At 67.2% G+C, this 24,232-nt stretch carries 20 protein-coding genes; 11 read left to right on the forward strand and 9 right to left on the reverse strand.

Features of this window, described 5'->3' with window-relative positions; all coding sequences use genetic code 11:
- Positions 1–1,107 carry a branched-chain amino acid aminotransferase gene (locus L5G33_RS12795; protein WP_236998560.1) on the reverse strand — a complete coding sequence of 369 codons (1,107 nt, stop codon included), beginning with the start codon at positions 1,105–1,107 and terminating at the stop codon, positions 1–3.
- A 63-nt stretch (positions 1,108–1,170) separates the two neighbouring features.
- Positions 1,171–2,280: a glycine cleavage system aminomethyltransferase GcvT gene (gene gcvT / locus L5G33_RS12800; protein ID WP_236998561.1), complete on the reverse strand. Its 1,110-nt coding sequence runs from the start codon at positions 2,278–2,280 to the stop codon at positions 1,171–1,173.
- 126 nt (positions 2,281–2,406) lie between these two features.
- On the opposite strand from gcvT, the gene L5G33_RS12805 reads away from it, so the two are divergent.
- From L5G33_RS12805 to L5G33_RS12825, 5 genes are all read left to right on the forward strand, one after another.
- Complete coding sequence (locus L5G33_RS12805; RefSeq protein WP_236998562.1) at positions 2,407–3,921, forward strand: leucyl aminopeptidase; 1,515 nt, start codon at positions 2,407–2,409, stop codon at positions 3,919–3,921.
- A 196-nt stretch (positions 3,922–4,117) separates the two neighbouring features.
- Entirely contained in the window at positions 4,118–5,860 is a 1,743-nt protein-coding gene (gene sucB, locus L5G33_RS12810; RefSeq protein WP_236998563.1) for a 2-oxoglutarate dehydrogenase, E2 component, dihydrolipoamide succinyltransferase, read from the forward strand.
- Positions 5,861–6,052: 192 nt separating this feature from the next.
- Entirely contained in the window at positions 6,053–6,787 is a 735-nt protein-coding gene (gene lipB / locus L5G33_RS12815; protein ID WP_372476906.1) for a lipoyl(octanoyl) transferase LipB, read from the forward strand.
- Positions 6,784–7,851, forward strand: coding sequence for a lipoyl synthase (lipA, locus tag L5G33_RS12820; protein WP_372476907.1), 1,068 nt, complete (start codon positions 6,784–6,786; stop codon positions 7,849–7,851). The genes lipB and lipA overlap by 4 nt, the downstream gene beginning before the upstream one ends.
- A 63-nt stretch (positions 7,852–7,914) precedes the next feature.
- Positions 7,915–8,667 carry a DUF4191 domain-containing protein gene (locus L5G33_RS12825; RefSeq protein ID WP_236998565.1) on the forward strand — a complete coding sequence of 251 codons (753 nt, stop codon included), beginning with the start codon at positions 7,915–7,917 and terminating at the stop codon, positions 8,665–8,667.
- A 9-nt stretch (positions 8,668–8,676) separates the two neighbouring features.
- On the opposite strand, the gene L5G33_RS12830 is transcribed toward L5G33_RS12825, so the two are convergent.
- Genes L5G33_RS12830 through L5G33_RS12840 form a run of 3 tightly spaced genes read right to left on the reverse strand, consistent with a single transcriptional unit; the run spans position 8,677 to position 11,974 of the window.
- Positions 8,677–10,149, reverse strand: a complete 1,473-nt coding sequence (locus L5G33_RS12830; RefSeq protein WP_236998566.1) for a flavin-containing monooxygenase — start codon at positions 10,147–10,149, stop codon at positions 8,677–8,679.
- The gene (locus L5G33_RS12835) at positions 10,146–11,075 is read right to left on the reverse strand and encodes a patatin-like phospholipase family protein (RefSeq protein WP_236998567.1); all 930 of its coding nucleotides are present in this window, start codon (positions 11,073–11,075) and stop codon (positions 10,146–10,148) included. The genes L5G33_RS12830 and L5G33_RS12835 overlap by 4 nt, the downstream gene beginning before the upstream one ends.
- Positions 11,072–11,974: an SDR family oxidoreductase gene (locus L5G33_RS12840; protein ID WP_236998568.1), complete on the reverse strand. Its 903-nt coding sequence runs from the start codon at positions 11,972–11,974 to the stop codon at positions 11,072–11,074. The genes L5G33_RS12835 and L5G33_RS12840 overlap by 4 nt, the downstream gene beginning before the upstream one ends.
- A gap of 92 nt (positions 11,975–12,066) precedes the next feature.
- Here L5G33_RS12840 and L5G33_RS12845 point away from each other — a divergent pair, with 92 nt between their 5' ends.
- Entirely contained in the window at positions 12,067–12,732 is a 666-nt protein-coding gene (locus L5G33_RS12845) for a TetR/AcrR family transcriptional regulator (protein ID WP_236998569.1), read from the forward strand.
- A gap of 7 nt (positions 12,733–12,739) precedes the next feature.
- Here L5G33_RS12845 and L5G33_RS12850 read toward each other — a convergent pair whose 3' ends face one another.
- On the reverse strand, positions 12,740–13,267 hold the full coding sequence (locus tag L5G33_RS12850) for an RDD family protein (RefSeq protein WP_236998570.1): 528 nt from the start codon (positions 13,265–13,267) through the stop codon (positions 12,740–12,742).
- A 267-nt stretch (positions 13,268–13,534) separates the two neighbouring features.
- On the opposite strand from L5G33_RS12850, the gene glnA reads away from it, so the two are divergent.
- The 3 genes from glnA to L5G33_RS12865 all read left to right on the forward strand — a co-directional run bounded on the left by glnA (position 13,535) and on the right by L5G33_RS12865 (position 16,580).
- Entirely contained in the window at positions 13,535–14,968 is a 1,434-nt protein-coding gene (gene glnA / locus L5G33_RS12855; protein ID WP_236998571.1) for a type I glutamate--ammonia ligase, read from the forward strand.
- Positions 14,969–15,114: 146 nt separating this feature from the next.
- Positions 15,115–16,005, forward strand: coding sequence for a hypothetical protein (locus tag L5G33_RS12860; RefSeq protein WP_236998572.1), 891 nt, complete (start codon positions 15,115–15,117; stop codon positions 16,003–16,005).
- 11 nt (positions 16,006–16,016) lie between these two features.
- Positions 16,017–16,580, forward strand: a complete 564-nt coding sequence (locus L5G33_RS12865; RefSeq protein WP_236998573.1) for an FKBP-type peptidyl-prolyl cis-trans isomerase — start codon at positions 16,017–16,019, stop codon at positions 16,578–16,580.
- On the opposite strand, the gene L5G33_RS12870 is transcribed toward L5G33_RS12865, so the two are convergent.
- The 3 genes from L5G33_RS12870 to L5G33_RS12880 all read right to left on the reverse strand — a co-directional run bounded on the left by L5G33_RS12870 (position 16,574) and on the right by L5G33_RS12880 (position 22,157).
- Entirely contained in the window at positions 16,574–17,722 is a 1,149-nt protein-coding gene (locus L5G33_RS12870) for an esterase/lipase family protein (protein ID WP_236998574.1), read from the reverse strand. The genes L5G33_RS12865 and L5G33_RS12870 overlap by 7 nt on opposite strands.
- A 76-nt stretch (positions 17,723–17,798) precedes the next feature.
- Positions 17,799–20,807 (reverse strand): bifunctional [glutamine synthetase] adenylyltransferase/[glutamine synthetase]-adenylyl-L-tyrosine phosphorylase, encoded by a 3,009-nt coding sequence (locus L5G33_RS12875; RefSeq protein ID WP_236998575.1) that lies wholly within the window; start codon positions 20,805–20,807, stop codon positions 17,799–17,801.
- 12 nt (positions 20,808–20,819) lie between these two features.
- A complete protein-coding gene (locus L5G33_RS12880) occupies positions 20,820–22,157 on the reverse strand; it encodes a glutamine synthetase family protein (RefSeq protein WP_236998576.1) in 1,338 nt (445 codons plus the stop codon).
- A gap of 218 nt (positions 22,158–22,375) precedes the next feature.
- Between L5G33_RS12880 and panB the strand changes: the two genes are divergently transcribed.
- Together panB and pip are read left to right on the forward strand one after the other, a co-directional pair.
- Complete coding sequence (panB, locus tag L5G33_RS12885) at positions 22,376–23,218, forward strand: 3-methyl-2-oxobutanoate hydroxymethyltransferase (protein ID WP_236998577.1); 843 nt, start codon at positions 22,376–22,378, stop codon at positions 23,216–23,218.
- A gap of 52 nt (positions 23,219–23,270) precedes the next feature.
- A complete protein-coding gene (pip, locus tag L5G33_RS12890; protein ID WP_236998578.1) occupies positions 23,271–24,227 on the forward strand; it encodes a prolyl aminopeptidase in 957 nt (318 codons plus the stop codon).
- The last annotated feature ends 5 nt before the right edge of the window (positions 24,228–24,232 follow it).

Genomic DNA, 24,232 nt, shown 5'->3' on the forward strand with positions numbered 1-24,232 from the left:
TTACGGCGCCGGGTACAGCGTGGTCATCCACCCGTGGGTGTCGGCGAAGGTACCACGCTGTAGTCCGGTGAGGGTGTCGCGCAGCGCCATGGTGACCTCGCCGGTCTCGCCGCCGCCGATCATGTACTCGTCGGTGTCGCTCAGGACGCGTCCCACCGGGGTGATGACCGCGGCGGTCCCGCACGCGAACACCTCGGTAACTTCGCCGCTGCGGACGTCGGCGGCGAGCTCCTCGGTGGAGACCTTGCGTTCCTGCACGTCGTAGCCCGCGTCGCCGGCCAATGTCAGCAGCGATTTGCGGGTGACACCGGGCAGCAGCGAACCGCTGAGCTCCGGGGTCACCAGGCGCGCCTGGGAACCCGACCCGTACACGAAGAACAAGTTCATGCCGCCCATCTCTTCGATGTACCGGCGTTCGATCGCGTCGAGCCAGACCACCTGGTCGCACCCCTTCTCGGCGGCCTGCGCCTGCGCGAGCAGCGACGCGGCATAGTTGCCGCCGAACTTGGCCGCACCCGTGCCGCCGGGCGAGGCGCGGACGTACTCGGTGCTCAGGTAGACGCTGACCGGCTTGACGCCGCCGGAGAAGTACGCGCCCGCCGGTGACGCGATCAGCGCATAGCGGTACTCGTCGGCCGGTCGGACACCGAGGCTAGCTTCGGTGGAGAACATGAAGGGCCGCAGGTACAGCGACTCCTCTCCGCCCGCAGGCGGCACCCACCCGTTGTCGACGGCGAGGATCTGACGCAGCGACTCGATGAACACGTCGGTCGGAAGTTCCGGCATCGCCAGTCGGCGAGCCGACGTGCCGAACCGTTCAGCGTTCGCCTCGGGCCGGAACGCGGCGATCGAGCCGTCGGGCTGCCGGTAGGCCTTGAGTCCTTCGAAGATCTCCTGCGCGTAGTGCAGAACCATCGCCGCCGGATCGAGCGCGATGGGGCCATATGGAGTCACCCGCGCCCGATTCCAACCCTGTGCCCGGTCGAAATCGATCGACACCATGTAGTCGGTGAAGTAGTTGCCGAAGCCCGGCGCGGCGAGGATCTCGGCGCGGCGACCTTCGGATACAGGGTGCGGATGTTCGGTGCGGGTGAACTCCAAGGTCATGCCGACAATCCTAACGCCGCCCCGCAATCAGGTTTTCGCGCACCTGTGTCCGGCCGCCGCGAATCAGACGTGCGCGTCGACGAACGGCGGCAGGACGACTTCGCATTCGAGGGCGCGTCCACGCACGTCGACGACGACGCTCGCACCCTTCTTGATCCCCGACGCGACGTCGATGAACGCGAGTGCGATGCCCTGCTTGAGAGTCGGCGAGAACGTGCCGGACGTGCACACGCCGATCTGTTCGCCGCCCGCCTCCGCGTGAACCGTGCAGCCCGCGCGCGGGACACCGCGACCGGTCGCCTTCAGCCCGTACAGTCGGCGGACCGGTCCGGCCTCACGTTCGGCGATGAGCGCGTCGCGCCCGAAGAACTCCGGCTTGTCCCAGCCGACCGCCCACGAGCTGCGTGCCTGGACCGGCGTCACGTCGACGTTCAGTTCGTGCCCGTGCAGCGCGTAGCCCATCTCCGTCCGCAGGGTGTCGCGGGCGCCGAGCCCGGCGGGCATGCCGTCGCGGGCGGTGACCTCGGCGATCAGGGCGTCCCAGACCGGTCCGGCGTCCGCCCAGCGCGGCAGGATCTCGTAGCCGTGCTCCCCGGTGTACCCGGTGCGACAGACGCGCACCTCGCGGGTCGCACCGTCGACGTCGAGCGGTGCGTCGGCGAACGCCATGTACTCCATCTCGGTCGGCAGACCGAGCGCTTGCAGGACCTCGGTCGACCGCGGGCCCTGCACGGCGAACACCGCGTGCTCGCGGTGCAGATCGGTGATCTCGACGTCGTCGGGAGCGACGGCGCGCAACGCGTCGAGAACTGTCGCGGTGTTCGCGGCGTTCGGGATCAGGAAGACCTCGTCGTCGCCGACGAGATAGGTGATCAAGTCGTCGATCACGCCGCCCTCCGCAGTGCAGCACATCGTGTACTGCGCTTTGCCCGGCACGATTTTGCCCAGGTCGTTGGTGAGCGTCCGGTTCACCAACGCCGCGGCGCCCGGGCCGGCGACGAGCGCCTTACCGAGGTGGCTGACGTCGAAGATCCCGACCGCTTCGCGGACGGCAGCGTGTTCGGCGACGGTGCCGGAGTACGAGACGGGCATGTTCCAGCCGCCGAACGCGGCGAACGATGCTCCGAGGGCGACGTGACGGTCGGCGATGGGGCCGGCGAGGAGTTCGGTCATGCCCGATACGGTAACGCCCGTCGGAGACTGCCGGTGCACATGCCTGCCGGGCACATGCCCGCCGGGTACACACGACTGCTGGCACCCCCGACTTGGCCGGCCATGACTGTGGCAGAGTTGACTTTTGTGAGCAGCAACGATTTCTCCGCCCGCGAACGCGGCCCGCGCATCGAACTGACCACCGCCCTCGCCAAGGACGACGACGTCCTGGTGATCGGCCTGATCGCCCCCGACGCAGAGAACGAACCACCGACCCTACTGATCGCCGACGATCTGTTCGACGACGAGACCGCCGAAGCCGTGTCCAGCGCGTTGACGGCGTTGGGCGCGACTCATAAGGCTGGTGATCTGACCACGATCCCGGCTCCCGCGACGCTGCCGGTGTCACGCATCCTCGCTGTCGGTCTCGGCGACGACGCCGACGACGCCGAAGCACTGCGTAAGGCCGCAGGCACCTCGATTCGCGCACTCGACGGCGTCGACCGGGTGGTGTCGACCCTGTCGGCCGCCGCGATCGGGCCCGTCGTCGAGGGCTTCTATCTCGGCGCATACCGGTTCGAGGAGTTCCGCACCGAGAAGTCTCGGTCAGACAAGCGTCCGCCGTCGCAGGTGCGCCTGCTGGCCCCGAAGACCAAGGAGAACCGCGCCGAACTCGATCACTCGGTGGCGGTCGCCGACTCCGTCGCGATCGCCCGCGACCTGGTGAACACTCCACCCAGCCATCTGTTCCCCGCCGAGTTCGCCGAACGCGCCCGCGTGCTCGGCAGCCAAGCCGGGCTGCGCGTGGAGATCCTCGACGACGCGCAACTCGTCAGGGAGGGGTACGGCGGCATCGTCGGCGTCGGCAAGGGCAGCTCACGTCCTCCTCGCCTGGTCCGGCTGGTCCACGACGCGAAGGGGTCGGACAAGACCGTCGCCCTCGTCGGCAAGGGCATCACGTTCGACACTGGCGGCATCTCGCTCAAGCCCGCGGCAGGCATGGAAGCGATGACGTCCGACATGGGCGGTGCGGCAGCTGTGATCGCGACCGCGGTCGCCGCGGCCCGCCTCGACGTGAACGTCACCGTCATCGCTACTGTCCCGATGGCCGAGAACATGCCGTCAGGCACTGCGCAGCGTCCGGGCGACGTTCTCACCCAGTACGGCGGCACCACCGTCGAAGTCCTCAACACCGACGCCGAGGGCAGGCTCGTCCTGGCCGACGCGATCGTCCGAGCGTGTGAGGACGAGCCCGACTACCTGATCGACACCGCAACCCTCACCGGTGCGCAGATGGTCGCGCTGGGCACCCGCACTCCGGGCGTCCTCGGCACAGACGAGTTCCGCGACCGAGTCGCGACCCTCTCGCAGCGCGTCGGCGAGAACGGCTGGCCGATGCCGATGCCCGCCGAGCTGCGCAGCGACCTCGACTCGCGGGTCGCGGATCTCGCGAACGTCACCAATCATCGGTGGGGCGGGATGCTGTCGGCGGCCATGTTCCTGCGCGAGTTCGTCGCCGACGGCGTCGGGTGGGCGCACGTCGACGTCGCCGGTCCCGCATTCAACACTGCGGGCCCCTGGGGATACACGCCGAAGGGCGGCACTGGTGTGCCTGTGCGGACTCTCGTCGCGGTCCTCGAGGACATCGCCGAGAACGGCTGATCCCGCCCACCCACGGCTACTCGTGGGTAGGAGGGCCACTCCCCTGAGCGTGCAGCAGGCAGCGGGTACTGTGAATCGCGGGAGTCGGTCGATCCACCGCCTGCACTATGCGTGCGCATACCCTCGCTCACGCAGACAGACCCGCATCGGCTTGACCGGACATAACAAAGTTCACGAGTTTAGGGAGTCACACGCAATGGCCTTCTCTGTTGAGATGCCCGCACTGGGTGAGAGCGTCACCGAGGGCACCGTCACCCAATGGTTGAAGCAGGAAGGCGACACCGTCGAAGTCGACGAGCCCCTGCTCGAAGTCTCGACCGACAAGGTCGACACTGAGATCCCTTCGCCCGTGGCGGGTGTCCTCACGTCTATCGTCGCGCACGAGGACGACGTCGTCGAGATCGGTGGCCAGCTCGCCCTGATCGGTGAGGCAGGCGAATCTGCTCCGGCCGAGCAACAGGCTCCCGCAGCCGAATCCGAGTCGGCCCCCGAGCCCGCGGTCGAGCCCGAGCCGCAGACGCAGCGCGAACCGGTTGCACCGGAGCCGTCGCAGCCGTCGCCGGAGTCCGCGCCGGCTCCTGCCGGGTCTGCGTCCGGCACCGATGTCGTGATGCCCGAACTCGGTGAGTCCGTCACCGAAGGCACCGTCACCAATTGGCTCAAGCAGATCGGCGACACCGTCGACGTGGACGAAGCACTCCTTGAGGTCTCGACCGACAAGGTCGACACCGAGATCCCGTCGCCGGTCGCGGGCGTCCTGCTCGAGATCGTCGCCGATACCGACGACGTCGTCGAGGTCGGTGGCCGTCTGGCCGTGGTCGGCGACGCGAACGCCGCGCCGACCGACGCTGCCCCGGCGACGCCAGCTCCCGAACCAGAACCCGAGCCCGCCGCTTCACCGACGCCGGAGCCGGCTCCCGAGCCGACCCCTGAACCGACTCCCGCCCCTGCGGCGGCTCCCGCGGCACCGGCAGCCGAAGCGAACACCCTCGAGTCGACGCCATACGTGACCCCGCTCGTCCGCAAGCTCGCCGCCGAGAACGACGTCGACCTGTCGACGGTCACCGGCACCGGAGTCGGCGGTCGTATCCGTAAGCAGGACGTGATCGCCGCGGCCGAGGCGAAGAAGGCCCCGGCGGCTGCCGCCCCGACTCCCGCCGCTCCCACCGCTCCTGCTGCCGCGCCGGCGGCGGCAGCGAACCCGGAACTGGCGGCACTGCGCGGAACCACGCAGAAGATCAACCGGATCCGTCAGATCACCGCCGCCAAGACCCGTGAGTCGCTGCAGTCCAGTGCACAGCTGACGCAGGTCCACGAAGTCGACATGACCCGGATCGCCACGCTGCGCAAGTCGGCGAAGGCGAAGTTCCAGGCCGCTGAGGGCGTCAACCTCACGTATCTCCCGTTCTTCGCGAAGGCTGTCGTCGAGGCACTGAAGGTGCACCCGAACGTGAACGCGTCGATCAACGAAGAAGCCAAGGAGATCACGTACCACGCGAACGTGCACCTGGGCATCGCCGTCGATACGCCGCAGGGGCTGCTCTCGCCGGTCATCCACAATGCCGACGATCTGTCGCTGGCCGGCCTCGCTCGCGCGATCGCCGACATCGCCGACCGCGCTCGCAACGGCGGCCTCAAGCCCGATGAGCTCGCAGGCGGTACGTTCACGATCACCAACATCGGCAGCCAGGGCGCACTGTTCGACACGCCTATTCTGGTTCCGCCGCAGGCCGCGATGCTCGGCACCGGTGCGATCGTCAAGCGTCCGGTCGTGTTGACCGCGCCGGATGGCACCGAGTCGATCGCCGCACGGTCGATGGCGTACCTGCCGTTGACCTACGATCACCGCTTGATCGACGGCGCCGACGCCGGTCGTTTCCTCACGACCGTCCGTCACCGCCTGGAAGCGGCCGAGTTCGCTGCCGATCTGGGGCTGTAAGACGTTCCGTTCGACCATGACTGCCGTCCGCTGCGACCCCAGGGTCGGGGCGGGCGGCGGTCGTCGTCGGGCGGGAATAGTTCGGGCCGCGTGCGACGTTGGACGTTGCGTGCGTGCTCCCGTCTCCGACTCAGGTCTGCATCGTCCTCATTTCTTTCCCTTTCTCTCTCGTTGATGTCCAGGAGCGTTGTTGTGCGTAACGGATCCGCTCGGCTGAGCACCGAACCCATTGAGGTTCGTCGCCTCGGTGCCGTCGACTATCAGGAGGCGTACCGGCTCCAGCACGAACTGGCCGAGAAGCGCGCGTCCGGTGAGATCGACCATGACGTGATGCTCCTGTTGGAGCATCCGTCGGTGTACACGGCGGGCCGACGCACCGAGGACTCCGACCGTCCGGTGAACGGCGCAGCCGTGATCGACGTCGACCGCGGCGGCCGCATCACGTGGCATGGCCCCGGCCAGCTCGTCGGCTATCCGATCGTCAAACTCGCCGAACCCGTCGACGTCGTCGACTACGTGCGCCGTCTCGAAGAGGCGTTGATCCGGGTGTGCGCCTTGCGGGGGGTGGCAACCGGTCGCGTCGATGGCCGGTCCGGTGTGTGGATCCGCGACGACGCTGGCGAGCGCAAGCTCGGACAGATCGGCATCCGGGTCGCCAAGGGCGTCACGCTCCACGGTTTCGCATTGAATGTGAACCCCGATATGTCGGTGTTCGACGCCATCGTCCCGTGCGGAATCGTCGATGCGGGCGTCACGTCGATCACGATGGAGACGGACGTCGAACTGTCCGTCGACGACGTACTCGACGAGGTGACCGCTCAGGTCGCCACCTGTCTCGACGATCCGATCCCGCCGTCTCCCGGACACACCGAGGACGCGCTCGCCGCAACCGAACCCGCAACCGCAACCGTAGGAATCTCGCAGTGACTGATCCCGCAGTGACCGATTCGCCGTCCACCCCATCCCCCGCTCCCGCATCGCCCGCTGATGCCCCGTCGGGCCGCAAACTGCTCCGACTCGAGGTCCGCAACGCGCAGACTCCGATCGAACGCAAGCCGAAATGGATCAAGACGCGCGCCACGATGGGCCCGGAGTACACCGAGTTGAAGGCGCTCGTGAAAGGCGAGGGCCTGCACACGGTGTGCGAAGAGGCCGGGTGCCCCAACATCTACGAGTGCTGGGAAGACCGCGAGGCGACCTTCCTGATCGGCGGCGAACAGTGCACTCGCCGCTGCGACTTCTGCCAGATCGACACCGGTAAGCCTGCCCCGCTTGACCGGGACGAACCGCGTCGCGTCGCCGAGTCGGTCAAGTCGATGGGGCTGCGCTACTCGACGATCACCGGAGTGGCCCGCGATGATCTCCCCGACGAGGGCGTCTGGCTGTATGCCGAGACCGTCCGGAAGATCCACGAACTCAATCCGGGCACCGGTGTGGAGAACTTGATCCCGGACTTCCACGCGAAGCCCGACCTGCTCGCTGAGGTCTTCGAGTCGCGCCCGGAGGTCCTCGCCCACAACGTCGAGACCGTCCCGCGCATCTTCAAGCGCATCCGTCCCGCGTTCCGTTACGAGCGGTCGTTGGACGTGCTGACCCAGGCACGCGACTTCGGTCTCGTCACCAAGTCCAATCTGATCCTGGGCATGGGCGAGACGCCCGAGGAGATCCGGGAGTCGCTGCGCGACCTGCACGAGGCCGGCTGCGACATCGTGACGATCACCCAGTATCTGCGTCCGTCGCCGCGCCACCACCCGGTGGAGCGGTGGGTCAAGCCCGAGGAGTTCGTCGAGCATTCGCAGTACGCGGAGGAGATCGGTTTCGCCGGCGTCATGGCGGGGCCGCTGGTCCGGTCGTCGTACCGTGCCGGCCGCCTGTACGCGCAGGCGATGGCACGTCACGGTCGCGAGCTCGCGCCCGAACTCGCCCACCTGACCGCCGAGGGATCGACGGCGCAGGAGGCGTCGAGCGTGCTCGCTCGTCTGGCCAACTGACCGGCGTCGAACGTCGTCGACCGGTGTGCGGACCCCCGGGTGCGGGCACCGTAGACTGTGGGCATGGCGAAGGCGCAAGACAAGGCGAGTAAAGAGGCGAAGGCTGCCGCGAAGACAGCCCGTAAAGCAGCGAGTAAGGAACGGCGCCAGCAGATCTGGCAGGCGTTCCAGATGCAGCGCAAGGAAGACACAGTCCTCATCCCGCTGATGGCGGGGATCATCGTCGTCGTGACGGCGATCTTCGTGCTGCTGTCACTGTTCGCGAACTTCGGCCCGCTGTGGCTGATGATCCCGCTCGGTCTGATCCTCGGCGTGCTGCTCTCGTTCGTCGTCTTCGGTCGACGTGTCCAGAAGACCGTGTACCGCAAGGCGGAGGGACAGCCGGGAGCCGCAGGCTGGGCGCTCAGCAACATCAAAGGCCAGTGGCGTGTACAGCAGGCCGTCGTCGGCACCTCGCACTTGGATGCGGTGCACCGGGTGATCGGTAAGCCGGGCGTCATTCTCGTCGGCGAAGGTCAGGCGAGCCGTATCAAACCGCTGCTGTCGCAGGAGAAGAAGAAGTCCGCCCGAGTCGTCGGCGACACCCCGATTTACGAGATCATCGTCGGAAACGACGAGGGCCAGGTCCCCCTCTCGAAGCTCGAGCGCCACATCCGCAAGCTTCCCGGCAACATCGACCGTAAGCGCATGGACGCGCTGGAAGGCCGTTTGTCCGCACTGAAGGCCAAGGGCGGCGCCGGTGCCGCGATGCCCAAGGGCCCGATGCCGCAGGGTGCCAAGATGCGCAGCGCCGCCCGTACCGTTCGACGACGCTAGGTGTAATCCTCAATCGGTCGGGGCTGCGGACGTGATCGTGAAATGTTCGTCGATCGGGGCGGACAGCATGGCGTCCAACGTGCGACGGTCGAACGGCCACAGATCGACGCCGAGGCCGGTCTGGTACCAGGAGTTGCATCCGGTGTTCCACACGGTCGGTTCCATCGCTTCGGCGACCTGAGCGTTGAACTCATCGGTGGCCGCGCCGGTCACCTCGACGCGATCGACGGTGCCCGCACGGAACCGTTCGAGCCACGCGACGATGTACGACGCCGTCTTCGACGACGAATGCTGCAGCGAGATCGATCCGGTCGGCGAGTTCGGTCCGAGGACGGTGAACAGGTTCGGGAAGCCCGGGATCGCCGTCATCCGGTAGGCCCGCGGCCCCTCGCTCCAGACGTCGTCGAGAGCGATGCCGTCGCGCCCGGTGATCTCCATCGGTCGCATGTAGTCGTGCGCCCGGAACCCAGTGGCCAGGACGATCACGTCGACGTCGTGGCGACGGCCGTCTGCGGTGACGAGACCACCGGCGTCGATCCGTTCGATGCCGTCGGTAACGAGTTCGGCGTTGTCGGCTTTGAGCGCACGGTAGTAGGTGCCCGACAGGACTTGGCGTTTACACAACGGCTCATAGTCCGGTGTCAATCGGTCGCGGAGTGCACCCGCACCGACCTGGGCGCGCAGGGACAATCGCGCATACCGTTGCACCGCTCGCCTGCGCCACGTCGGTTTCGTGACGACGTCGACGAGGATTCCGGACGCCGACAGGAGAGCCCGGTGCAGCGCGTCGAGCGCGCCCGGAACCGCCCGGAAGAATGCTGCGGATCCGGGGATCTGCGGCAGCCGCATCGGCGCCCACAGGATCCATTGCGGCGAGCGAACGAAGTGCTTCACGGACGCGGCGCGCGGCTGCAGAGCCGACACCACTTGCACACCGGTCGAGCCGGTGCCGATCACCGCAACCGACCGTCCGTCTGTCTCCAGGTCGTCGTCCCATCGGGCCGTGTGGACGACGGGACCGTCGAAGGAGTCGATCCCGGGGATGTCCGGGTACGCCGGGTTGTGGAGCACGCCGGTCGCACAGATTACGAAGTCGGCGACATGGACCTCACCTGCCGCCGTCGTCACCGTCCACTCCCCCGACTCGTCGTCGAAGTCGGCGGAGACCACCTCGACGCCGCACCGGATCCGGTCGGCGAGACCGAATTGCTCGACGACGTCGCGGTGGTAGCGCTGGATCTCCGCTCCCGGTGCCCAGATCCGCGACCAGTCGGCTTTCGGCGCGAACGCGAACTGGTAGATCTGCGACGGGACGTCGCAGGTCAGGCCTGGGTAATGGTTCCAGTACCAGACGCCGCCGACGTCGTCGCCCTTCTCGAGGACGACGAAGTCAGTGAAACCGGCCTCCTGCAGGTGGTGGGCGGTCGTGATGCCTGCGACGCCCGCTCCGATGACAACGATTCGTGGTTCACGCCCGCTCATGCCGCATCTCCTTCGTTCAGTGCGCGTCGGACCGACGCCGCAGCCGTCCGCATCGACGAGTCGAACGCCGCCTGTCGACGAGTACGGCGCATGAAGTGTCCGCCGAGGCCTGCGAGGTCCGCCGCGTCCGGCGTGATCAGCACGACATGGGTGCCGCGTGCCCGGACCTCGTGCACTTCGCGGCGCAGGAGCGTCGACATGGGCGACCGCAGCAACGCGTGCTCGGCGATCCCGCCGAGCCCGGGCGCCTTGATGCCCGGCGCGGACGCCATCGGCGCGATCACGTAGACGACGTCGGCCTCGTCGGCTCCGATCAGGTCGACCGATGCCGTGGACGCCGCACCGCCGTCCACGTATGACGAGCCGCCGATGGCGACCGGCGGCATCCACCCCGGAATCCCCCACGACGCGCGCAACGCCTGACCCGCGGTGGCCGCCGGAGCGCCGGGCGCACCGAATGCGACACGTCGGCCGTCGGCGGGTCGATAGGCGACGAGGCGGAGGCCGTCGCGCGCGAACCAGTCGTCGCCGCCGGTCGCAGCGTCGGCGAGTCGCTGCAACCAGGCGGCGTCGCCGCGGCCGCGCGGTGCGACGCCGACGAGCCTGCGGTGACCTCCGGCACGGCTGAGCGACGACAGCCGGGGCTTGGCAGGCGCGGGCAGCGGCGGCAGTGACGGCGGACAGTCCGCGAGATGGGCTGCCAGCACGCGATCACGCGGGCGCCCCGAGGCCATCTCGACCAGATCGTCGACGGTGTATCCGCCGCCGAACATCGTAACGAGCTCAGCACCCGCCGACGTGCCCTGCAGAATCGATGCGGACGCGGGATCCCACCCGGTCTGCTCGGCGACGTGGTGGAGTGCGGCCACCGCCCATGCTCCGCCGATGGTTCCGCCGCAGCCGATCGCAAGGGCCGTCCGAGTCATCGGGTCACCTCGTCGGTGGCGGTGCCGGTTTCAGTTCCGGTGGTGTGGGCGCCCGCCTGACGGTCCACGCGGTCGAGATAGGCCTTGCGCGCCGTTGCATCGAGTGCCAACGCCTGACGATCGTCGGTGAACCGCCGCACAATGCGTTCGATCCATTCGGGCACCAGAGCGTCCACGAGACTCCAGACCGGGGCGATCCAGCCGGGGACCGACGTGCAGGCGGCGCGGGTGTCGACGGTCCTGAGCACTGCGCGCGCGACCGTCTCTGGGTCGACGGTCGGCAGTACCCCGCCGAGGCTCGCGCCGGACGCCAGTTCGGTGCGTACCGCAGCGGGAAGGATCGCCGACACCGTGACGCCGGTGCCGTCGTACTCGCGTCGAGCCGCCAAGGATGCACCGAGCGCTGCGTACTTGCTCGCGTTGTAGGTAACCATGCCCGGCAGGGGCAGCATCCCCGCCATCGAGGCGATGTTCACGATGTGGCCGCGGCCGGTGTCGCGCATGCTCGGGAGCACCGTCTTCATTCCGTGCAGCACGCCGCGTACGTTCACATCGAGCATCAGATCGGTGGTCGGTTCGGGTTCGTCGACGAACGGCCCGACCGGCATCACGCCCGCGTTGTTGACGAGGATGTCGACCGGCCCGGATTCGTCTGTCACCGCGGCGACGAACTCACGCCACGACTCACGGGAGGTCACATCGAGCCGCGCCGATCGCGCCCCGATGCGGACCGCTGCCTCGGCCGCGACGTCGGCGTCCACGTCGCCGATCCAGACCGTGGCACCGCGTTCCCGGAACAGTGCTGCGGTGGCGGTGCCGATTCCGCGCGCCCCACCGGTGACCACGACGACTGCCTCGCTCACCTCGATCGGTGACGCGGGGATCCTGACCAGTCTCATATGAGCCCTCTCTGACGTGTGGCCCCGATCATCATTCACATACCATCGGTATGTCAATACTCACGGTATGTGAATGCGATACCCTGGTGGCCATGTCGCCCAACCCGCCGCGTGTCTCGCGCGCCGACCGCCGCGCGCGTACCGTCGCCGACCTCGTCGCGACCGCGCGCGCGGCCTTCCTGGCCGACGGGTACAGCGCGACGAGCCTGGATGCGATCGCCGAAGCCGCAGGCTATTCGAAGGGCGCGGTCTACTCGAACTTCAGAGACAAGCCCAGCCTGTGCCACGCCGTTCTCGCCGACATTCACTTCGAGAAGATGCACGAAGTGCAATCCCTGACACCCACCTCCAACGAGGTAGACGTCGAAGCGTTCGTCGCCGAGTTCGGCGACTGGCTGCGTCGCAGCCTCGGCGACATCGAGTGGACGATGCTCGAGTTCGAGTACGTGGCCCTCTCACGAGGCAATCAGAGCGTGCGTGACGGCATCATCGAATTGCGGACCGAGGTCCGCGACGCGGTCGCCGAACTACTCACCCGGGTGCTCGGCGGTCTACTGCCGACAGAGTCCGGAGACGACGAGTTCGATCTCCCGACGCCGACCGAACTCGCCGACCTCGTGTTGAGCACCGGGATCGGCTTGAGTGTTCAGCGGGCGGTCGACCCGAGCGTGTCCGTCGAGCCGGCGATCGACATCCTGACGACGGCTGCCAGCCTGTTCACAGCACTCGGCATGGACGGTCCTCGGGCGACGGACTGACCGATCGTCAGCCGCGCGTGCGGACCAGCGCGGTCCCCGTGGCGCGATCGTGCATGGCGCGGCCGTTGAAATCGTTGATGAGCGCTGGAACGACGAAGCTGATCAAAACCTGGCGACCGAGTGCGCGGACCGGCCCGACCGCTGCTCGCGGCACCTCGCCGACGGCCTCGGCCGCGCCTCGTTCGGCACCGAAGTCGACCCTCGCCACCCGCATACCGGTGATGTACTGGCCGGGAGTGAATCCGAAGAGCGACACGGCGAGCACACCGATCACGAACCAGACGATGAGCACGGTCGTCCCGATGTTGTTGTGCCATCCGCCCAAGATTAGGAACGCGACACCGTACGAGATGAGCCAGTCGACCAGAAGACCGAGGACGCGTTGCCAACCGGTGGCCAGCGACCCGACCCCACTCGCCGGAAGACCGAGGTCTTCGCCGCGATAGTCGTTGTTCTCGCCGCCCGGCATCTGGGTACCCGACAGCCACGATCCCATCGCGCGCCGGGACGTCTCCTCTTCACGCCGTGCAGTCATGGCTACCATCGTAGTCGGCGAGACGGATGATCCAATTCCCGTGACCACCGGCACACACACGGCATTCACTGCACATACGTCGTCGGCAGGCGACTAACCTGTAACACGTCGCCCGTGACGTAACACAGGGGAAACATTCGCTTGACGCCCGGGCAACCTCACCTCCATAGATTTCTCGGTGAGAGTCGCACCTGCCGAATCCGGTCGATGCGACCTGCGGTCAGAGGTTCTGGCCGGAACGTTTTGATTTAAGGAGTCAGGCCCACCGTGTACAACACGAACGAAGAGCTGCTCGAAGGCATCAAATCCGAAGGCGTCGAGTACGTCGACATCCGCTTCTGCGACCTGCCGGGCACTATGCAGCACTTCTCGATCCCTGCAGCGGCGTTCAACGAGGACGTCTTCACCGAGGGCCTGGCGTTCGACGGCTCGTCGGTCCGTGGCTTCCAGTCCATCGACGAGTCGGACATGATGCTTCTGCCCGACCCGGCGACGGCCCGCATCGACCCGTTCCGCAAGGCGAAGACGATGAACATCAGCTTCTTCGTCCACGACCCGTTCACGCGTGAGGCGTACAGCCGCGACCCGCGCAACGTCGCCCGCAAGGCCGAGGACTACCTGCTCTCGACAGGTATCGCCGACACCTGCTTCTTCGGTGCCGAAGCCGAGTTCTACATCTTCGACTCGGTCTCGTTCAGCTCCGAGATGAACTCGACCCACTACGAGGTCGAGTCGGTCTCCGGCTGGTGGAATTCAGCGTCGCCGACCAACCCGGACGGCACCCCGAACCTCGGCTACAAGGTCCGCCAGAAGGGCGGATACTTCCCCGTCGCACCGTACGACCACTATGTGGACCTGCGCGACGAGATGTCGTCCAAGCTGCAAAACTCGGGTTTCGAACTCGAGCGCGGTCACCACGAGGTCGGCACCGGCGGCCAGGCGGAGATCAATTACAAGTTCAACACGCTTCTGCACGCGGCCGACGACGTCCAGTTGTTCAAGTACATCATCAAGAACACCGCGTGGCAGAACAACAAGTCGGTCACCTTCATGCCCAAGCCGCTGTTCGGTGACAACGGTTCGGGGATGCACGCCCACCAGTCGCTCTGGAAGGACGGCAAGCCGCTGTTCCACGACGAGTCCGGCTACGCGGGCCTCTCGGACGTCGCACGCCACTACATCGGCGGCATCCTGCACCACGCGCCGTCCCTGCTGGCGTTCACCAACCCGACGATGAACTCGTACAAGCGTCTGGTCCCCGGATACGAGGCGCCGATCAACTTGGTCTACAGCCAGCGCAACCGCAGCGCCTGCGTCCGTATCCCGGTGACCGGAAACAACCCGAAGGCCAAGCGCGTCGAGTTCCGTTGCCCCGACAGCTCGGGCAACCCGTACTTGGCGTTCGCCGCCATGATGATGGCCGGGCTGGACGGCGTGAAGAACAAGATCGAGCCGCACGAGCCCGTCGACAAGGACCTGTACGAGCTTCCGCCGGAGGAGGCCAAGGGCATCCCGCAGGCCCCGACCTCGCTGGCCGCGGTCATCGACCGTCTCGAAGAGGACCACGACTACCTGACCGCAGGCGGTGTGTTCACCGAGGACCTCATCGAGACCTGGGTCACTCTCAAGCGCGACAACGAGATCGAGCCCATCCAGATCCGTCCGCACCCGTACGAGTTCTCGCTCTACTACGACTGCTGATCTGTTACGAAACGGCCCGCTCGGATTCTCCTCCGAGCGGGCCGTTTCGTCATCGAGGGCGACGTACCCGCGGGAACGCCTCACAGGTAGTGTCCACGTCCAGTGCACGTGGAGACATGGCGAACAGCACGGGGAGGGACTTGTCGATGAGCGGGCGACACCGGATCGAAGCACCGAGCGGCGGCGAACGCCGTTCGCTGCGCTCGCTCGCCGTCGCAGTGATCGTGATCGCCGTCGTCGTGGTTCTCGGGTTCGCGAGCTACTTCGTGTTCCGAAGCGACGAGGAGCCTTCCACGCCCGCCGGCCCGGCCGGGCCTGCCGGGCCGGCGGCCGCCAAGTCGCTGCAGGATTCGTTCGCGGCACTGAAACTGACGACGCCGACCGGTGTCGCCCTCACCCCCGTCGGCGGCGGCGACACGATCCTGCTGGGCGATCAACGCGTACAGGACGCATGGTCGACGATCAAGGCCCCACTCGGCCTGGCCGCCGAACGCAAGCACGGTATGAGCCGCACCGAGGCGAACGCCCTCATCGACTCCGACAACCGCTCCGCACGTGTGCTCACTCGTTCGCTCGGGTCGCCGGTGGAGGCGTCCGACGAACTCACGGCCGTCCTTCGGGAGGGCGGCGACACGACGACGGTGCCGGCGCCCCGCCACGGCGGCGACTATCCGATGCTCGGCGAGACCTTGTGGAGTCTCGCCGATTCGGCGACGTGGACCGCGCACCTTCCGTGCATGATCGGCAGCGACCACGTCCTCGAGCTGATGCGCGACGTGGCGGGCGTTCAAGAGTGGGGCCTTCGCCGGGTCGGCGACCACACTCCCGTCAAAGGCGGCTGGGGTGAGGCATCCGACGGCGGTTACGTCGTCCGACAGATCGGTGTCTTGACGCTCCCCGACGGCGAGCAGGTGGCGGTCTCGATGAGCACGCACCGTCCCGCGATGGCGTTCGAGGACGGCACCCGCGAACTCGATCGGGTCGCCGACTGGTTGAACGCCAACCTGGCGCTGCTGCCCGGCGGCGCCTGCCGGTAGCCTTGACATCCATGACGCTGACCACGAAGTTCAAGCCCCTGATCCTGATTCCCGCGGCACTCACCGCGTTCACGCTTGCCGCCTGCTCCTCCGACGACGACTCGTCAGACGCCCTCTCGTGCCCCAAAGACGTTCCCGCTGCGGGCACGAAGGCCGACTGGACACTGCCAGGTAAGACGGGCTCGCTCGCGGTTGTCGCACCCACCGACGACACCGCTCCCCTCATCACCGTGAACGGACCGTTCAGCGTCGACGAGACCACCGTCAAGACGCTCAAGGAGGGCGACGGCGACGAGGTGACCGAGGCGATGGACGTGCAGGTGTGTTACCAGGGCGTGAACGGCCGCGACGGGAACACGTTCGACAACGCCTTCGAGCGGGGCGAGCCCGCCAAATTCAATCCGACGGCCGTGGTACCCGGATTCTCGAAGGCTCTGGTCGGCCAGAAGATCGGGTCGACGGTGGCCGTCGCGATGACCCCGACCGACGGTTATGGCCCCACCGGCAACGAGCAGGCCAAGATCCAGGGCGACGACACCCTGATCTTCGCACTGACGATCGTCGACGGCTACTGACTGTCCGCGTGGCTCGCCCGGTCTGAACGCCGCCACCCGGGTGAACGTTTCGGCGATGCCGCGAGCGGTGCGATGAACTCCGGGACGCCGCCGGTCCGCCGCAGCAGTGGAGTCCCGAAGAACGGTGCGACCATCTGGCACGGGACGACGCGCATCGGCTCGTCGTCGAGCGCGTTGAGAACGTAGGCGGCAGCGCGGGGCGATCCGCAGATGCCCAGGTGGTCGGACAGGTCCTTCGAGCACCCGGTCTGCAAGACGATGTTGTGCACCGTCACCCCATCGGCGCCGGGCGTCTGACCCGAGGTGAACGGTCGGACGAGTTCGTCGTGAACCGTCGAGATGTTCGTGTACTCGATGCCCGGCACGTACGGGCCGCCGTCGGAGTTCATTTTCGCGATGAACCTCGAACCGTCCATCATCTGCGGGAGCGCACGGCACGGGATGACCGTCGCGGGATCGAGTCCCAGCCTCTTGTTGGCCCCGGTGAACACGAGACTCGCCGCGTCGATCAGCGACGTGCCCTCCCAGAGCGGGGCGAGCGACACGTACTTGCCGATCTTGTCGGCCCCGCCCAGGAACTTCGCCCAATAGTTCGGGACCAGGGTGCCCTGGGAGTGGCCGACGACGTGGACCTTGTCCGAGCCGGTCGCTCCCATCACCTTCTCGGCGAACGCGCCGAACTCGGCGGCACTCTCCTCGATCGGCCGCATGCCGCCGAGCGCCGAGATCGGCCACCGCGATCCTTCGATCGCTCCGTAGGTGAGGCTGAACACCGAATAGCCCGCGTCAGTCAGCAACGGCACGTACGTCGCCCAGTTGGTCTGCGCGCCGCCCGCGGTCCCGTGCACGAGGATCACCGGGATCGGATGGTCGGGGTCGAGTGGGTCATCCCAGCGATTGGCGCCCGGGAGGTCGCCGCCGGGATGCGCCAGCTCGGGACCGATTCCTGCGAAGAAGTCGTACACGACACGACCCTGCGCGTCGTTGCGCTCGCTGCCCAGCGGGACGAATTCCTTCGGGAACCGTTGCACCACTTGGTTTCCCAAGACCAGTACAGGTTTCGTCATCTGCTGTCCGACGCGGACCGACGCGATGATCGCGTCAGCGACCTTATGCCCGATTCTGGTACGTAAGGATCCCATTCTCGGAAGCCTACGGGAGAATCCCGTCATATGAGAATTGACAGGGCACGGGCCGAACCCGCACGCGCGGGAGACCTCAGACGCCGAACACCTCGGTGACCACTGCCTTCGCCCGACGGGTCACGCGCATGTAGTGCTCCAGGAACTCGGTCGCGTCCTCCTGCGGCCACCCGGCCGCGTAGGCGACAGCCCGCAGTTGACGTCCGGGACCGGGAAGCTGGTCGACAGGTTTGCCCCGCACCAGCACCAGCGCGTTACGGGCGTGGGTCGCGGTGATCCACGCGTCAGTGAGGATGTCGACCTGCTCGGCCGGGATCAGATCGGCGGCGGCGATCGCCTCCAACGTCTCCAACGTCGATGTGTTGTGCAGCGACGGATACTCGTGCGCGTACCGCAACTGGGTCAATTGCACAGTCCATTCGACGTCGGCGAGTCCACCGCGACCGAGCTTGGTGTGCGTCGCCGGATCCGCGCCGCGCGGCAGCCGTTCGGAATCGACTCGCGCTTTGATCCGACGGATCTCGCGGACCGCGTCTGGTGAGACGCCTCCGGCCGGATACCGCGTCTCGTCGATCATGTGCAGGAAGTCCAAGCCCAGGTCGTCGTCGCCCGCGACGGTGTGCGCACGCAACAACGCCTGCACCTCCCATGCCTCCGCCCACTGGCGGTAGTACGCCGCGTACGACCCGAGTGTCCGCACCACCGGACCGTTGCGTCCTTCGGGACGCAGACCGATGTCCACTTCGAGCGGGGGGTCGGCGCTCGGTGACCCGAGCATCGTCCGCACCTGTTCGGCGACGCTCTGCGCCCAGGTGACCGCCTCCGAGTCGTCGAAACCGGCGACCGGCTCGCAGACGAACAGCACGTCGGCGTCCGAACCGTACCCGAGTTCGCCGCCACCGAGCCTGCCCATGCCGATGACGGCGATGCGCGCAGGCGCGGCGGCCCCCCTGGTCCGCAGCGACTCCTCGACCACCTTGTCCAGCGAAGCGTCCAAGACCGTCGCCCACACCGTCGACAGGGCGCGGCACACCTCTTGGACGCTCATCAGACCGAGGATGTCGGCCGATGCGATCCGGGCGAGCTCAGCCCGACGGTGCGAACGAGCGACGGCGATCGCCCGCGTCAGGTCCGGCGCGCGCCGCATCGACGCGCGCAGCCCCTTCGCGACATCGGCGGGGTCGACCTCGGTGAGCTTCGGTCCGGTGGCGCCGATCGAATACATCTGAATGACGTCCGGCGACCGCATCAGCAAGTCGGCGATGTATTCGCTCGTCCCGAGCACCCGCATCAGGGACTCGGCGACGACACCGTCGTCGCGCAGCAGACGCAGATACCACGACGTGGTGCCCATCTGTTCGCTGAGCTTTCGGTAGTTGAGCAGCCCGGCGTCCGGGTCGGGCGCATCGCTAATGTGCTCGAGCAGTCCCGGCAGAATCATCGACTGAATGGCTCCGGTCCGGCCCGGCGTGGACGCCAACGCGCGGATGTGCGCGAGCGCACGGTCGGGCATCGCGTAGCCGAGCGCAGCCAACTGGCGTTTGGCCGAGTCGTCGGTGAGCCGCAGCAGTCCCTTGTCCGTTCGGGCGACGGCGTCGAGCAGCGGACGGTAGAACAGCTTCTCGTGCAGCTGCCGCACCCGCGTGACCTGTCTGCGTAGACCCCGCCGGAAGACGTGCGTCGCATCCTTGTCGCCTTCGGGGCGAATGTGCGCGGCGCGCGCCAACCAGCGCACCGCAGGATCGTCGTCCAGGGCGGGCAGCAGATGTGTCCGCTGCAGGCGCTGCAGTTGCAGCCGATGTTCCAGGAGCCGGAGGAACTGGTAGGACGCGGAGAAGTTCGCGCCGTCGTCACGGCTGATGTATCCGCCTGTGACGAGCGCGTCGAGCGCGTCGAGCGTCGACTGGACCCGCAGTGAGGCGTCCACCCGGCCGTGCACCATCTGCAGCAGTTGGACGGCGAACTCGACGTCGCGGAGTCCGCCGCGGCCGAGCTTCAAGTTCCGCGCCTTGTAGTCGTCGGGCACCAGGGACTCGACCCGTCGGCGCATCGCCTGCACTTCAGGGACGAAGTCGTCACGCTCGGACGCGTCCCACACCATCGGCGACGTCGCGAGCACGTAGTCGCGGCCCAAGCTCATGTCGCCGGCCATCGGCCGAGCCTTCAGCAGCGCCTGAAACTCCCAGGTCTTGGCCCACCGCTGGTAGTAGGCGATATGGGATTCGAGGGTCCTCGTCAGCGCACCCGACTTGCCTTCCGGCCGCAGCCCGGCGTCGACGTCGAAGAACGCGAGCGACCCGATCCGCATCATCTCGCCTGCGATCCGCGCCGACGTCGGGTCGGCGGGTTCGGCGACGAAGACGATATCCACGTCGCTGACGTAGTTGAGTTCGCGCGCACCGCATTTGCCCATCGCGACGACGGCCATCCGGGTCTCGAGCTGTGCGTCGCCGAGGACGTCGGCGATCGCGACGGCCAACGCTGCCGTCAACGCGACGTCGGCGAGATCGGCGAGTCGTCCGCCGACCTCGGGCAGATACAGGACCGGCTCGTCTTCGACGGTCGCCGCGAGATCGTGCGCGGCCAGGATCAAGACCTGGTCGCGGTAGACGCGGCGCAGCGCCGTGACCGCATCGTTGCCGGTGATCCCCGCACGGAACGTCAGGTCGCCGTCGCCGGCGCTCGAATCCGGCGTCGCCTCCACGGCCGCCAGCAGCGCGGAACGCGACTCGTCGACCGTGGGCATGGCGTCGTCGATGAGGAGCCGCCACGCGTCGGGCTCGGCGACGATGTGGTCGGCCAGCGCATCGGAACCGCCGAGCACCGACAGGAGGCGGCCGCGGAACGGTTTCGACGTGCGTAGGAACCGTTCCACCTCCCGCCACGGCTCGTCGTCCCGCTCGCGCAGTCGGACCAGTGCCCGCAACGCGAGGTCCGGGTCCGGGGCCCTCGACAGCGCCCACAGCAGATCGACGTCGTCGGGCGACGACCAGCCGAGCACGAGGAGACTCTCGCGCGCGTTCTCGTCGAGCAGCCCGAGACGCCCAGGGCTCGGGACAGCCGACCGGCCTCCACCTCTCGTCACTCTCGAAACCCCTTACAACGGCAGGTAGCGCTCGAGCTCGAACGGCGTCACCCGGCCACGGTACGCCGCCCACTCGGCCCACTTGTTCCGAAGGAAGTAGTCGAAGACGTGCTCCCCCAGAGCCTCGGCGACCAGCTCGGACTTCTCCATCTCGGTCAGCGCTTCGGCCAGCGACCCAGGCAGTTCGCGGTACCCCATCGCCCGACGCTCGGCGGGCGTCAACGCCCACACGTTGTCTTCGGCCTCTTCGGGCAGCTCGTAGCCCTCCTCGATGCCTTTGAGCCCGGCAGAGAGCATCACCGCGAACGACAGGTACGGGTTGCACGCCGAGTCAGGCGTGCGGATCTCGACACGACGCGACGACGCCTTGTTCGGCGTGTACAGCGGCAGACGCACCATCGCCGAACGGTTGGCCCGTCCCCACGTCGCCGCAGTCGGAGCCTCGTCGCCGTAGACGAGACGCTTGTAGCTGTTGACCCACTGGTTGGTGACGGCGCTGATCTCGGTGGCGTGCTCCAGGATGCCCGCGACGAACTGCCGACCGACCGTCGAGAGCTGCATCGGATCGTCCGGATCGTGGAAGGCGTTGGTGTCGCCCTCGAACAGGCTCAGATGCGTGTGCATCGCCGAACCGGGATGCTCACTGAACGGCTTGGGCATGAACGTCGCCCGAACGTTGTCGTTGAACGCGACCTGCTTCACCAGATAGCGGAACGTCATCACGTTGTCGGCCATCGACAGCGCGTCGGCGTACCGCAGGTCGATCTCCTGTTGACCGGGCGCGGCCTCGTGGTGGGAGAACTCGACGGAGATCCCCATCGATTCGAGTGCGTCGATCGCATGCCGACGGAAGTTCGGGGCCGAGTGGTGGAACGTCTGATCGAAGTAGCCGCCGCCGTCCGCCGGGATCGGTGGCGTGCCGTCGTCCGGAGTGTCCTTGAGGAGGAAGAATTCGATCTCCGGGTGGACGTAGCAGGTGAATCCCTGGTCAGCTGCCTTGTTCAGCTGGCGACGCAGGACGTTGCGCGGGTCGGCCCACGACGGTGTCCCGTCAGGCATCGCGATGTCGCAGAAGATGCGCGCGGAATAGTTCTTCTCGTCGCTCGTCCACGGCAGCACCTGGAACGTCGACGGGTCGGGTTTGGCGACGGTGTCGGCCTCGGACACCCGGGAGAGTCCTTCGATCGCCGAACCGTCGAAGCCGATGCCTTCGGCGAACGCGCCTTCGAGTTCGGCCGGCGCGATCGCCACCGACTTCAGATAACCGAGAATGTCGGTGAACCACAGCCGGACGAAGCGGATATCGCGCTCCTCGAGGGTGCGCAGCACGAATTCCTGTTGGCGATCCATACCCGAACCTTAGTGCTCCGCAGTTACGCCCGTGTTACACCGTCCAGTTCGTGTCGCCGCGGCGCGTCAGGCCACTCGCTGTGACTAACGCCACCGACCAGCCCCTGCCGGTCCTGCCGCGACGGTGGAAGAATCGAGGTCGTCCACACCAACCCGGGTACCCGCGCCATGCGGGACTCGAGGCAGAAATGAGGCAAGTCATGTCGGAGAATCAAGTCGTGTCGGAAAACTCCGTCTACGGATCCAGCTCCACCCCGTCGTCGCCGCGCCGTCCGGTCCGCATTCAGCATCTCGCGAAGTGGAAAACCGAAGGCCACAAGTGGGCGATGCTCACCGCGTACGACTACTCCACCGCCCGCATCTTCGACGACGCCGAGATCCCCGTCTTGTTGATCGGCGACTCTGCGGCCAACGTCGTCTACGGGTACGACACCACGATCCCGATCACCCTCGACGAGCTCATCCCGCTCGCGCGTGCGGTGGTCCGCGGCGCGCCGCACGCGCTCGTCGTCGCCGATCTCCCGTTCGGCACATACGAGGCGAGCCCGCAGCAGGCTCTCGAGTCGGCGGTGCGGATGTTCAAGGAGTCGGGCGCGCACGCGATCAAGATCGAGGGCGGGGAACGCATCGCGCCGCAGATCGCCGCGCTCACCGCTGCAGGCATCCCGGTAATGGCGCACATCGGTTTCACACCGCAGAGCGTCAACGGTCTGGGCGGCTACCGGGTCCAGGGCCGCGGAGACGCCGCCGACCAGTTGATCGCCGACGCGATCGCCGTCCAGGAGGCAGGCGCGTTCTCTGTCGTCATGGAGATGGTGCCGGCCGACGTCGCCGGACAGATCACCCGCAAGCTCACCATCTCGACTGTCGGGATCGGGGCGGGCAACGAGACCGACGCTCAAGTCCTCGTCTGGCAGGACGCCGCGGGTTACACGCACGGCAAGACCGCCAAGTTCGTCAAGCGGTACGCGTCGCTCGGCGACGCGTTGGGCGCGGCAGCACGTCAGTACGCGAGCGAGGTCGCGTCGTCCTCGTTCCCCGGGCCCGAGCACTCGTACTGACGGCACACGCACACTGATGACTCACGCACACTGATGATTAGGGGTTGGGCGCATGCGCACGTTGTATCCAGCGATCGAGCCGTATGCGTCCGACCATCTGTCAGTCGGGGACGGACAGGAGATCTACTGGGAGACCACCGGTAACCCCGACGGGAAGCCGGTGGTCTTCGTGCACGGCGGTCCCGGCGGCGGTACAACGGCGGATCAACGCCGATTCTTCGACCCTGCGCGGTACCGGATCGTGTTGTTCGATCAGCGAGGGTGTGGGAAGTCGCGCCCCCACATCAGCGACGGCGCCGACCTGTCGGTCAACACGACCGACCATCTGATCGCCGACATGGAGTCGTTGCGTACGCATCTCGGCATCGACCGCTGGCAGGTGTTCGGCGGCTCGTGGGGGTCGACGCTCGGTCTGGCGTACGCGCAACGGCACCCCGACCGTGTCACCGAACTCGTGTTACGCGGCATCTTCCTGCTGCGGCGCAGCGAGATCGACTGGTACTACAACGGCGGCGCCGCGAACATCTTCCCCGACGTGTGGGAACGCTATCTCGAACCGATCCCCGACGACGAACGCGACAGCGACCTCGTCGCCGTCTACCACCGACTGTTGAACGGCGACGACCCGCAGGTCGCGCAGCGCGCGGCGAGCGCGTGGGCCGACTGGGAGGGACGGACGAGCCACCTCGCACCACGCCCCGCGTCGGGCGACGGCGGACCGTGGGATCTGGCGTTCGCCACCATCGAGAACCACTACTTCACCCACCACGGATTTCTCGACGACGGACAACTCCTGCGTGACATCGCGACCATCGACCACATTCCGGCGGTGATCGTGCAGGGCCGTTACGACGTCGTGTGCCCGATGCGTAGCGCGTGGGATCTACACCGCGCGTGGCCGTCCGCCGACCTCCACATCGTCGACGACGCCGGTCACGCGTCGTTCGAGCCCGGCATCGTCCACCACCTGGTGGCAGCGACCGACCGTTTCGCACAACCCGCAGGCTGAGCACA

The sequence above is a fragment of the Gordonia liuliyuniae genome, from assembly GCF_021738805.1.
In the GTDB taxonomy this organism is placed as follows: Bacteria; Actinomycetota; Actinomycetes; order Mycobacteriales; family Mycobacteriaceae; genus Gordonia; species Gordonia liuliyuniae.